Annotated in this window: 7 protein-coding genes; 1 reads left to right on the top strand and 6 read right to left on the bottom strand. The window is 52.7% G+C overall.

Annotated elements, in window-relative coordinates; all coding sequences use genetic code 11:
- Positions 1-13 precede the first annotated feature (13 nt).
- Positions 14-1951 (top strand): glycosyltransferase, encoded by a 1938-nt coding sequence (locus BKA12_RS02935; RefSeq protein ID WP_183640524.1) that lies wholly within the window; start codon positions 14-16, stop codon positions 1949-1951.
- Positions 1952-2033: 82 nt separating this feature from the next.
- Here BKA12_RS02935 and BKA12_RS02930 read toward each other — a convergent pair whose 3' ends face one another.
- From BKA12_RS02930 to leuC, 6 genes are all read right to left on the bottom strand, one after another.
- Positions 2034-6449, bottom strand: a complete 4416-nt coding sequence (locus BKA12_RS02930; RefSeq protein WP_183640522.1) for a glycosyltransferase — start codon at positions 6447-6449, stop codon at positions 2034-2036.
- A 32-nt stretch (positions 6450-6481) separates the two neighbouring features.
- Complete coding sequence (locus BKA12_RS02925; RefSeq protein WP_183640520.1) at positions 6482-7276, bottom strand: ATP-binding cassette domain-containing protein; 795 nt, start codon at positions 7274-7276, stop codon at positions 6482-6484.
- Positions 7266-8153 carry an ABC transporter permease gene (locus BKA12_RS02920; RefSeq protein ID WP_183640519.1) on the bottom strand — a complete coding sequence of 296 codons (888 nt, stop codon included), beginning with the start codon at positions 8151-8153 and terminating at the stop codon, positions 7266-7268. Before BKA12_RS02920 ends, BKA12_RS02925 begins: the two co-directional genes overlap by 11 nt.
- Positions 8146-9966, bottom strand: coding sequence for a glycosyltransferase family 4 protein (locus BKA12_RS02915; RefSeq protein WP_183640517.1), 1821 nt, complete (start codon positions 9964-9966; stop codon positions 8146-8148). Before BKA12_RS02915 ends, BKA12_RS02920 begins: the two co-directional genes overlap by 8 nt.
- Before the next feature lie 1027 nt (positions 9967-10993).
- Entirely contained in the window at positions 10994-11593 is a 600-nt protein-coding gene (leuD, locus tag BKA12_RS02910) for a 3-isopropylmalate dehydratase small subunit (RefSeq protein ID WP_183640516.1), read from the bottom strand.
- Between the two features lie 36 nt (positions 11594-11629).
- Positions 11630-13060, bottom strand: coding sequence for a 3-isopropylmalate dehydratase large subunit (gene leuC, locus BKA12_RS02905; protein ID WP_183640514.1), 1431 nt, complete (start codon positions 13058-13060; stop codon positions 11630-11632).
- Positions 13061-13146: the final 86 nt, after the last annotated feature.

Here is a 13146-nt window from a genome sequence, read left to right as displayed (position 1 = left end):
AGTAGGCGCATAAATGAAACTTAGTATCATCGTTCCCGCATGCAATGCCGAGGGAAAAGTCGGCGCGTCTATTCGCTCGCTCGAAAAACTCGAGCTCGATCCCAACGAATTCGAAGTGATATTCGTAGACGATGCTTCTACGGACAGAACTGCGGAAGTTCTATCAAATGTCTGTCGTAAGCATCGCAATTGGCGACTCATCAAGTTGGATGAGAACAGTGGGTCCCCTTCAAAACCCCGAAATGTCGGAACAAGTGTTGCGCAGGGTGAATACATCTTCTTCCTTGATTGCGACGACGAAGTCATTCCGGGCTCCTTGTCGTCCCAGCTAGAGGTGGCAGAGAAACTCAATTTGGATGTTGTGAGGGCACCTCTAGTCGTCAGCGAACGAGGGAAATTGCCTTTTGAAACAAATCAAATTCCGTCATTCCCCCACGACGGTGACGCGGTTGAAAAAATTGAATCGATTGTCCGTCACCAGAGCACGACCAATTCAACGCTTATCCGTCGTTCTCATTTGTTAGATTCGGATATTCGATGGCCCGAACATCTTCATATGGGCGAAGACACAATTTTCCTGCTGAATGCGCTCTCACATACCGAGAAGATTGGTTATGTTGAAGAGCCAGCGATCATCTACAACCGGGCAATAACGGAAACGAAATCTGCAACCCAGCAATATGGAGCGCGGGAGTTAGAGTCCCATCTCAATGTATGGCAGACGGCAGAGTCTCTGTTGTCTTCTATCGGATCCAGCTATCTAAAGATTCGGGGGCAGGTCGCGCTCAAATTCGCTATTGAATCTCTTCACAAGCACTATGTTGGAGACATTAGCGAAGAGTCATTTCTGCAACTTTCCCGCTTCTTGAACCAGCACTCCGACGTGACGGCGAACTATGAGTTTGCGCCACGAATTGCGGGAACTTTCCGCTTTATCATGGCTGGCGATTATGCCAATTTTCTATTGGACATCAAGCCGCGCCTTCTGATCGCCGGGAATGATCTCAAGTTCATCCTGGCTGCTGTGCCTGACTTGGAGCAGCACTATCAAGTGCGTGTCGATGAATGGAAGGGTCACGACATTCATGATGAAAAGCACAGTCTTGAGTTGCTTAGATGGGCCGAAATAGTCTGGTGTGAGTGGTTGCTTGGAAACGCTGTCTGGTATGCGTCGCACAAGCGATGGAACCAAAAGCTAGTTGTTAGGCTCCACCTGTTTGAACTTACCCGGGACTTTGGAAATAAGATCGACAATCGCAAAGTCGACAGTTTCTTCTCAGTTTCTGTCCCGACGACCGAGGACATGATGCGGGTCTTCCGTTTTCCGCGTGAGAAAGTGCGTGTCATCCCGAACTTTGTTGATGTAAACGCCTATAACTCTAGCGAAGATCCCGACCGCGTCTTCCGGCTCGCCATTGTCGGAATTCTGCCAGCAAGGAAGGGATATCGGAAAGCACTAGAATTACTCGCTTCGCTTGTCCGAATAGATTCCAGATATTCATTGACGGTTTTTGGCAAGATGCCCAAGGAGCTTCCGTGGGTTTATAACGATCCGGCTGAACGCGCCTATTTTGAAGAGTGTGATGACTTCATAAAGCGAAATAACTTGGAACAGCACTTACATGTAGGTGGGTGGGTGGATACCCGCGAGTCACTGTGCGACTACGGATATGTTTTGTCGCTTAGTGATTTCGAGAGTTTCCATGTTGCACCGGCAGAGGCTTTCGCCAGCGGAAATCAAGCTCTGTTTCTTCCTTGGCCAGGAGTTGAATATATCTACCCAAGTGAGTACATTCACGCGGACATATATTCAATGCGGGATGAAATTCTTGAGGGTCGCAATGTTGAGTACTTTGAACGATCTTCAAAACGCGGCCAAGATTATGTTTCAGAGAATTATGATCTTCCGGTATTTGTGCAAGAAGTCCGAAATATGTTGACAGAGATCTAGTCTGTTAAACGTATTCCTGGTGTGGTCCTTTAAAGACCACACCAGGAATATCTATTTAATGCGTAGAAGTAGCCCCAAGTTACTACTGGTCGTCTGTGAGAAGACTAGACAATGCACGCACAGTAACGTTGTTGCCAAACGATTCACTTGCAACGCGTTGAGCGCTGTGAGCCGCAGACAGATAGTCGTCTTCGTTTCCTGTGACGCTCAGAATCTTCTGCGCCATTTCGTGAATATCATTGCTGAGCCACGAATTAGGGTAAATATGCTTCGCACCGGGCCAGGCCAGAGACGCCGGGTATGCCGCAGTAGCAGCACCATCTGCAATGGTGAGGTGGAATGATTCGAAGTCGCTGACTGAAAGTACAACTCCAATTTGCTTGTACCAGTCGGCCATGTCATTACCGTGAGGATCAAACAACACAGCACCCTTCAAGAGAGGTTCTCCCGCAATTCGTTGACGTTGTGCCTCGTAATATTCCATTTCGGCTGACCGGTTAGACATCCACGGGTAGTCTTCGGGCTGCTTCCCCTTGACTCGCAGCATAAACCTGTCGTCAATTGTCCGAAGCTTTGATAACAAATCAAGAGCACGATCAAGGTGTTTCTGTTGCGGCACTATGCCCACTAATCCGAGGGTAAATCTACGTGAAGCATCAGCTGAGAAGCTCTCGGCAGCGACGCCAAGCGTATTGGGAATCACGACAGTTCGCTCCTCCGGAATATTAAACCGCCGGATAGCTACCTGTTTGACCAGTTCACCAACAAATACGAACTTGTCGACACTTCTAGCATCTAGCCGTTGCATATGTGGCGTGAAAAGCTCTTGCGAGTGGAATCGCGTTATTAATCGTTGTCCTGGCTTTCTACGTGCTGCATACCATTCGAGGTTGCCAAGCGACCATTCACAGAACAGCACTTGTCCCCATTGGAGCAACTCATTGCTCTTCTGCTCATCGTGAGAAGAATGTCCAGTCCATTCATCCAGCCGCACCTGATGACCCTGCATCTCAAGGTGACTGATGAGTTGAGATGCGAACTTCAAGTCATGGCCGGCGATCACAATGCGCTGTGGTTTGAAGACCTCAATTCTGGACTTCTTGTTGTCCGGAACAAGTTGCGAACCAAAGTTGGGCCGCCAAAGTCGTAATCTGTTTCCCGTTAAGTTGCTTCCAGACAGTACTGCTCTGATCCCGCGACCGGTTTCGTGTGCCTGCTCAGCATTTGCGGACAGCGGTTCCCACAGAGAGAAACGTTGGCTGTAGTTCGTGGGTGCAACAGCTTCAATGGGACCCGACCAATATTTGCTTGTTCTCACCAGGTCTTCTGCAATAAGTGGATCAGAAATATAGCCGTCAGCTTCTAGAATTGGGAGCTCTGAGGAGTTACCATTCTGAGCATCTTCTATCTCTATTCCGTTACTGCGAAGACGGTCGACCGCCGATTGATCAGCTTCATCTATCGAAGAAACCAGCACAGTGGCTGGCAGAAGCGATTGGGCCAGAATATGGTCCGCCTCACGCTCCGTGAGCAGGGCTAGTTTAAGGCAATAAGTAGGAACTTCACTTGTCTGGATCTCCAGACCTGCCGTGCGCAGCATCAGTGCAAGTCGATGTTCAGAAAGATGAGCACTGTAAGCGTGGCGGTGCAATTTCCAAGCGTCGCGCAGACGTTCCTTTTCATTGGTCATCCAAAGATTAGCGATGGCCGTTACAGTTGCTCGCGCGGACGTCGTTGGAATCAGTCCATCCATGATGTTATGCACGCCCAAACCGGCACCTGAAATGGTGGGCGTTCCGCAGGCAGCTAGTTCCATCACTCGACGCGAAAACATGGTGGGTGAATCGACTACCGAGTTGACGTTAATATGAACCGGGTGACGCTTGTATGCATCAACCATTTCCGGGTAGCTCAGTCCACCTTGTACAAATGCGCGCAGATTCTCCGGATAGTGATATGGAGAATCTGCATAATTTGCCTGACGGTCATAAATCGTCAGGCCGAAGGACGAGACTGACTCCAGCAAACTCGAAAGCGTACGCGAGCGATCTGGATATCGATCACCGTAATAAGAGCCGCCATAAGCAATAGTCTCAGTTCGTTCACCGGCCGGCGGGAGAGGATTATGGAGCGACGGCTGTGCCCAGAATGGCAAAGTAGAGTAGGTCTTCGTTAGGCCTGTGGAGGTCGCAAAGTAGTTGGGAATCATGTTCTCATCTGTCGTGAATACATGATCCGCAAGAGCAGCTGTCTTCTTGAATCGCTGGAAATGCACCGGATCTTCCTTGTTCCAGAAGATGGTGGGAATTTTTTGCGTACGGCACCAGTCGACTAATTCAGTGAGATCGGCGAAAGATTCGTCATCGTAGTAGCCAACTTTTCGGTGCCAGGCTCCCCCGTTTCCTTCCCACGCCGACTCGATCAGCAATGCGTCAACCGATTGCTTTTCGAGTTCTTCTCGCCATGTGTTCGGTTCCGGGAAAACAATGTTGCATTCCGACTCAATTGAACGACGAGTAAATTCGTCAGAGATGAGCGCAATTGTTACTTCACTCAGCGATTTCTGGCTCTTTTCGATGGTGCCAATGATGCTATCGTTGCGCTCCAGGCCTAGCAGTTCGTCATGAATCAGTTTTAGTGAACTCGCGGTGACTTCCCAGCTGCGATTCGCTTCGACCCAGGTTCGAGCAGACCTGCCCTTATCGGCACGAAGTTCACTGTCTGCAGCAAGTTCAAGCAGTGCGTTACAAAGGCTAGATTCATCTCCTGCTTCAAAAAGTTGACCTCGTTCTTGATCAGGACCGATGAGATCCACAAGCGGAGCCACGTTCGAAGCAAGCACTGGCTTTCCTGCAGCAAAAGCCTCGAGTGGCTTAATCGGAGACACCATCTCCGTGACAGGGTTGGAAAGTCGTGGACACGCCACGATGTCCATAAGATTCACATAGTCAGGAACCTTCGAAGCGGGCATTCTACCTGCGAAACGGACGTTCCCGGTAATACCAAGATCTGATACGAGATCACGGACCTTCGACAGTCCAGCACCGTCGCCAACAACAACAAGCTTAAGGTTTTCAGCGGTCGAAAGCGCTTGATGGAAACCATGGACTAAAAGTTCCAGCCCCTCGTAAGCGATGACCGATCCGGCATAGCCAACAACGATATCTTCATCTGATATTGAATGCTTCTTCTTCAGCGCTTTCGAAGCCGGGAAGGGAACAAAATCGAACGGATCCGAAGCGTTTGGCAAGAGTTCAATGCGGTCGGAAGAAACCCCGCGGCGAACAAGCTCGTCCTTCAATTGACTTGTAATTGCGAGGACCTTATCCGCCTCTTTAGCGACTTGGGTCTCCAGCTGAATTGCAGCCAAGTATCGTTCGGAGTCCAACCAATCGATGTTTGTAGACGCCTCTGTGACTTCCCACAACCCCCGGACTTCATAAACGAAGGGAAGCCCCAGTCGTCTGGCGGCGATGAGTGCAGGTAACGCGGTCAGATGATTAGAAGCCGACTGAATAAGCGAGGCTCGCTGTGCAATGGCTTCGCGAACAAAGATGTCCGCTGAACGATGCAGAAAGACGTCTATTGGATCGCTCTTAAGCGACGGTCCTGGGTTGAACACATGGGTAACGCCATCAATATTCTTGATGAATCGTCGATTCCGAGTCGCGGGATGGTGTGTTGAAGAGTCCCAAGGGTACCCCGGTCGCGCAGCAACTACAATGTCGGAAATCTTCGAAAGCGCTCCTGTCAGTCCAGCCGTGCGCGTGGAGTACCCGTTGGAATTGAAATGGCCTGTGCTGTGGGCACAGTACAGAATTCGGCCCTTCTTCGGAATATATCCGGGTGTAAATTGGCGCGGTGGAACCGGAAGCGACGCCTCCATAACACGCTCGGTGCCCCGAATCTGAGCCAACAATCGTTTATCTGCCGATGTCAGGTGATCCGTTAGTTCTTCGAGAATGCTGAGTGGCTCACTCACGTCGCCGCTGCGAACATAGCGCCTTTTAGCTTCTGCAATTCTCTGCTTTACCGCCGATTCGATTGGTTCGGTCTTTTTGGACTTAGCTGTGTCAGCATGTGCAACCACAAATTTAGTTGGGGTCTTCTGCTGCTCAAGTTCAGGCTTGGCAGGACTTGAGGCAAGGGCACGAATTTTGCGCATTGGTCCAACGACTGCGCGTCCAATACGCACGTCTGGGGAATGCTTAAGATTCTCGTACGCAACCTTAAACTTCGTGGCACGCTCAAGCTGCTTCTGCATCTTTCGCTGCATGTCCGCCAGTTGCTTTTGCGACTGAGCCAACTGGGAAGCTGAAAGACTCTGCGCGTCTTCAGTCTGGCTTAATTCCTGCTTCAAACGCTCAAGTTCAAAATGTAGCTCCGTGACTACCTGTTGAAGCTCCTCTTGGCCCTTGTCCTCAATGCCATGCTGCTGGACAACGGCATATCTTGTCGCTCGCTCGACGAGGGACAAGTCATCTATCTCCTGGGACATCTACTACCTTGGCTCCAATTTCAATTAGTCGTCTAGAAAGTGCCGAATCTTGGGGCTACATATTCTTGCTGATAGCGCCGAATATATTGGCCCATTAGGGTTTTATTGGTTTTATTCTCGTCGAGCGCAGCCTTTGCTCGGTGTACTTCTACGGCTGGTCGGTCCATCAAGACCCGGCCCTCATGTAACCAAATGATGCGGGAACACGCACGAACCATGGTTCGAGTCGTCTGTCCGAAGATAACAGCCGCTCCCCCACGCGCTATGTATCTCTCGAACCAAACATTGCCCGGGTCGGCTAAAAGCGCGTTTCCGGTGGCAACACTTGAGGTCGCAAGTAACACGGAAGGGGATGTGTTCAACGCTGCTGAAACCTTTGCGAGATCTACGACCGAAGCCTCTAGATCCGCCACTCGAGTCAACAATTGGTTTTCATCCAGCGCTGATTGACGAACAGTTCGTTGGACAGCTTTCTTGAGCGCACGCCCATTAACATCTTGCGTCATTGCAAAACGTTCAATTGTTTCGTAAAGACTCTGTTGAAGTTCAGCAGGAGTCGGAGCTTCAAGAAGACAGGCACCGGGCCGAACATAGACGTCGCCCTGGACCGGTTCTAGGCGGCCGCAAATCACCTCGCTCAGTAGCCCGATTCCGTCGGCCGTCGTTCCAAGAATGCCGATCGACTCGCCTTCAACGACGTGAAAAGAAACGTCCTCTAGTCGCGGACCTCCTGCGGATTGCTGCCGGCCTGAGGTTTTCTGTCGGTGTTCTGCGTAGACGTTTTTAACAACGAGTGTGGGCCGTCTCTCGGCAGAATCAGACGTCATTGAAGTCATACTTTCCTTCCCTCCGCCAAATCAAGAAAAGTCCAAGTACGAGCGTCCCAATAGCCCAAATTCCCAGAATTTCCCACGAACCCCAGCTCGGAAAAGTGTCATATAACAACACACTTCGTGCGATTTCGAGAACGTGATGCAAGGGGTTCCAATGCACAAGCACCCCCAACGTTGGATGCAGATTGGAGATATCCGTAACAGGGAACATCACCCCCGATGCAAACATCCAGCCGCGTATTCCGACAGTCAAAATATTGGTGAAGTCGTGGACACGAGACACAACGTAGGCGGCCACGTAAGCCATTCCCAGAGACAGAACGAATTGGAGAGCGATGAGAGGGATGATGAACAGTGCTTTCCAACTCAGCGTTTCCATTGGAGGAATGAGCAATACCAAAAGCACCATAACAAGATACGAAGGCAAGCCATCGAGCCACCGCCGAAGCGTATTGATACTAGGCGCCATAGCTACCGGCAGGGAAAGGCTCGTGATTACTCTTCGCAAAGAGAAAATAGAGTCAGCACTTTGGGTAATAGTTCCGGAAGTCATCTGAAACATGAACATTCCGATAAACAAGAAACCTAAGTAGTTTTCCACACGGGATCCCACACGCAAGACAAGCCCAAAAACAGCGAAGTAGACGAGCCCGTTCAAGATTGGATTCAGAACCAGCCAGACGCCACCTAGATAGCTACGTTGGTTCTTGAGCAAAACGCTTGCTCGAGCTTCACTGAACGCCAGTGTGCGTGCGCGCCACATTTGCGAAATGTAGTCGCCAAGCCGCGGACGGTGGTAAAGATGGCGCATTCCCGAAAGATCAAGGTGCACCTGATTGAACTCACTGGGTTGACTCTGTTGTTCAGTCATTTATTGTGCTGGTGTTTCTCTCAGAAAATTGTTTGTACAGCTTGAGGCTAGCTTGTACGCTGCTGCGCCATGTGCGATTCTGCAAGACCGACTCTCGCCCGGCGCGCCCCATTCGAAGGCGCAATTCCGAGTCATCCACCAATTCCTCCAGAGCCTTTGCGAGTTCTACATGATCTGAAGGAGGTACGAGGACACCAGTCACTCCGTCGGTGACGATTTCGCGAAGGGCGGGCAGATCGGAAGCTACAACAGGCCGTTCCATGGCCATTGCTTCAACTGGTTTCAGCGGGGTAACTGCGCGCGTAACCAAGAGGTCCTGTCTCGGGACAACAAAGATGTCCAGTGCCTGGTGATACTTAACTGCTTGTTCTCGAGGCACCCGTCCAGTGAAGATCGTTGCGGGATCGAGTCCAAGTTCTGTGGCTGCGCGTCGCAAACGCAGCCCCGATGCGCCATCGCCCACTATCAGGAGACGAATATCGTCCCTCCTAGACCGAAGGAGGGCATAGGCTTGAATCAGGGTCTCCAGACCCTCGTACTCCACAAGTGAGCTCACGGTCCCCATGAATATCGGGGACACCTCAAGCCCCAGTTCAGCCCGTACCATCTCCGCGCTTCTCGGAGAGACAAGAAACGACTCCCCCACCGCATTCGGAGCCATGGAAATGGAGCTGGAGTCCATCTCACGGGAAATCAAGAGTTCTCTCATTTGCTCGCCAATGGTGATCACCGCGTCTGCCGAACGAGCTACGGCCAATTCTTCTCGTTTGAACGAGAGGTACCGCTCACTTCTTACCGCTTCTGGTCCTCGCTTCGAGGCCCAAGTATCAGAGAGTTGCCCCCGGATTTCGTAGATCCAGGGAATACCTGCAGCTCTGGAGACAGCACCTGCTACTAGACCGTTAACAAAGTGGGTGGTGGTGTGGATCACAGAAGGCCGAATGGTACTAACGAGATCTAACAGCTTTTCGGCTTCTTGCTGATGATGATCCCGCAGGTTAAGTCGTGGACCATCAAGAGACATTCGGTGATATTTGATGCCGTCAACAATGTCGACACCGTGAGCATGTGGGACGCCGATGCTCTGCGGGTAACCAAGCCGGGTCACAGCATGAACTTCCACACCGGATTTGGCTTGTTCCAAGAGAATGGAATGCGAGCGTTGCGTATATCCAGACTCCGTATGTGGCAACGAATTCGTCAATAGATGAAGGACAACATTGGGAATCGGCGAGAAATCTTCAAGACTTTCGAGCCGTGGCCGCCAGCCTCCGAAAACTTCCCGCTCGGCTGAGTAGAACTCGCGTAACCGGCTCTCCCGATGATTGGAGCCTGAAAGTTGCTCAATAGCCTTCGAGAGCTCGCCGTTATGCCAGAGAAGCTTTGCGCGAGTGACACGTGCACCCGAGTTTGAGTTAGTCATCGACGCAGCAAACACTTCAGCAAGACCCACATGGCCGGCAGTGATAGCTATGTCAGCGAGGACCTTTGCACCTCTGGAGGTGAGCTTAACGCTCTTGGCCACATTCAAACGCTTTTCCAGCGTTGCGGCATCTTCAGCTAGCAACGCTGTCAACGCGGAGACACCGACCAAGGGAAAACCAGAGCTTCGCTGGCTGACAAAGTCAATAACGGCGGCCGTGCGTTGATTCCCTCGGCGCCTATGCAAATTGACAATCATCGACACTGGTTCCGCGCGCCAAGTCTCCAGCAGCGGACCTCTCATAGCCCACAGATTCTTCAGCGAGAATGGCCAGTCAGTGGCGGCGCTAATGCGAACCTGCTTTTTAGAAGTCTTCGACGTCTTTAGCATGACACTGCGCTTTCGCAAGCCAACCCAAGTTGAGCAGGCCTCAATGCTAGACAGTGATTTCTATACGCCCATTGCGATACCCTCAAGGACGCCTCTTACGGAAAACTTTGGAGTAGTAGAAGACGCCCAGCGCCACTACTAGGGCGCCGACCAAAAGGTTCACAACTACTTGAGATGAGTTTTCAGATTGGGCCGCAGATGCGTCAGTCGCGACAACCTCCGAGGTTGCAGAGCTAGAAGCCGCTGCTGAGCCCGACTCAGACGCCACCGAAGACTCTGTGCTGGAGGCTGACGCGTCGGCACTTGAACTTTCACTAGACGACGGTGACGCGCTCAGGCTGGACTCGGTCGCTGGCGCCTCGGAAGTGGGTGCTGCAGCGCTGCTAGTCGCCACTTTCGGTGTAGGCGTAGGAACTACAGCTTTAACCAGTCGCACTGAAAAGTCATAGTAATAATCGCTCTGTGCCATTGTCCCGCGCTCGATGAGGCGGCCGTCAGACGGACGAATAAGCAGACCCGTACGCGGGTGAATTTGCCACCCTGTGGCGCTATCGATCTGGAAGCCAGTCGTGGCGTCATACCGGGTGTTGTTTTGTTGCGGCGCGCTCGTTGATCTTGTCGCTGGAGCGGGCGCAACATAGGTAGGTTTCGGCGTGGGGCGAATCACGGGTGCACGCGACGTTGCTGGCGCTGAAGTCGTTGCAGGAGCAGTAGTGGGATCCGCACTCGGCGCTGGTTCGAGAGTCTCAACGGGAGCGGGCTGATCGGGTGAAGGGCTCGTAACAGTGGTGGAAAGTGTCGAGGAAGGGTCAAGAGGAGCAGCGATTGCTACCGCCGGCAGGACAATCCCAGCTGCGATTGCCAGGCTGAGAGCACACCCCGACCTTCGTAATCCATTCATACGAATGACCACACATTTCTCCCCCACGCGAAACACCATAACCCAAAAAGAAAGGTCAGGCGCCAACTGACGCCTGACCAATCATAGCGAAACACATATATGTTTCTTAAAATTACCTGTGAGTATCTAGCTCTTCGCTGGCAACGTCGTCGGCTTGAACGCCGGGCGGGTTGCTTCGTAAGCCGTGATGTCCGCTTCCTGCTTGAGCGTCAGGTCGATGTCGTCAAGGCCCTCAATCAGGCGCCAGCGAGTGTAGTCATCGATATCAAAAGGCGCGGATACGGAGCCACACGTCACGGTCTTCGATTCCAGATCAACCGTGACGGTAGTGCCTGGGTTGTTTTCGATCTCTTTCCAAATGATCTCGATGTCATCCTGAGCCACCTGCGCGGCCAACAACCCCTGCTTGCCCGAGTTACCTCGGAAGATGTCGGCGAAGCGGGATGACAGTACTACCTTGAAGCCGTAGTCCTTGAGCGCCCACACGGCGTGCTCGCGTGAGGAACCCGTACCGAAGTCAGGTCCGGCCACCAGCACTGTGCCGGACGAGTATGGCTCTTTGTTCAGGATGAAGTTGGGGTCGTTGCGCCACCCGGCAAACAGCGCATCTTCAAAACCCGTACGCGTGATGCGCTTGAGGTAGACGGCCGGGATAATCTGGTCCGTGTCGACGTTGCTAGAGCGCAGTGGGACACCGATTCCGGTGTGAGTAGTGAATTTCTCCATGGTGATAATTCCTCTTCTAAAACAAGATCCGGCGGACTATGCCACGTCGCTCGGGGCGGACAGCGTGCCGCGAATGGCGGTAGCCGCGGCGACAACAGGAGAAACAAGGTGGGTACGACCGCCCTTGCCCTGACGTCCTTCAAAGTTACGGTTTGAGGTAGATGCGCAACGCTCCCCCGGTGCCAGCTGGTCCGGGTTCATGCCCAAGCACATCGAGCAACCGGCGAAGCGCCATTCTGCACCGAAGTCCTTGAAGATCTTGTCCAGACCGGCAGCTTCAGCTTCCAACCGAACACGCGCGGAGCCGGGCACCACAATCATGCGAACGTTAGGATCCTTCTGGCGTCCCTTGATGATGTCTGCGGCGGCGCGCAAATCTTCCATGCGGGAGTTCGTACAAGAGCCCAAGAACACGGTGTCTACACGGATGTCTTTCATTGGCGTTCCGGCTTCGAGGCCCATGTATTCGAGGGCCTTTTCGGCGGATGCCTTGGCGTTCTCGTCGGCGAAGTCTTCTGGCGAAGGAACGCGGTCAGACAAGGAAACACCCTGGCCTGGGTTGGTTCCCCACGTCACGAATGGCTCCAACGTGTCGGCGTCGATTTCCACTTCAGCGTCAAACGTTGCGCCGTCGTCCGTGCGCAATTCGCGCCACGCGGCAACCGCAGCGTCCCAATCCTCGCCTTCAGGAGCGTGCGGTCGGCCCTTCAAATATTCGAAAGTGGTCTCATCCGGAGCGATCATGCCAGCGCGAGCACCGGCTTCAATCGACATGTTGCAGATGGTCATACGAGCATCCATCGAGAGCTTCTCGATAGCCGTGCCGCGGTACTCCAGGACGTAGCCCTGTCCGCCGCCGGTACCGATCTTCGCGATGACCGCCAAAATGATGTCCTTCGAGGAAACGCCCGGCTGCAAGGTTCCGTTGACCGTGATGGACATGGTCTTGAACGGCTTCAGGCTCAACGTCTGCGTCGCCATAACGTGCTCAACTTCGGAGGTACCGATGCCGAACGCGAGAGCACCGAAGGCACCGTGCGTCGAGGTGTGGGAGTCACCGCACACCACGGTCATGCCGGGCTGCGTCAGACCAAGCTGCGGTCCCACGACGTGAACAATGCCTTGCTCTTTGTCACCGAGCGAGTGCAGTCGCACGCCAAATTCTTTACAGTTCGCGCGCAAGGTTTCGATCTGCTTGCGGCTAATAGGATCGGCAATCGGCTTGTCGATGTCCAAGGTCGGGGTGTTGTGATCCTCGGTAGCGATCGTAAGGTCCGGTCGGCGGAGCGGGCGTCCAGCAAGGCGCAAGCCTTCAAAAGCCTGCGGGGAAGTCACTTCATGCAACAGATGCAGGTCGATGTAGATGAGGTCAGGCTGCTGTGCGTCGCCCTCGCCTTCACCGTGCATCACGACGTGTTGTTCCCAGACTTTCTCAGCCAAGGTTTTGGGCTGCTGAATGCCAGACATGATTCCTCCAGAGTGAAATTGCTTGGTTTAACTGTCTCGCAATTCTTGGCTCCATTCCAGTATTCGGACTTGCATCTCACATTTTG

The sequence above is a fragment of the Neomicrococcus lactis genome (assembly GCF_014200305.1).
Classification (GTDB): Bacteria; Actinomycetota; Actinomycetes; order Actinomycetales; family Micrococcaceae; genus Neomicrococcus; species Neomicrococcus lactis.
Note: the sequence above shows the minus strand (reverse complement) of the source record. Positions and strands in the feature narration are given on the sequence as shown.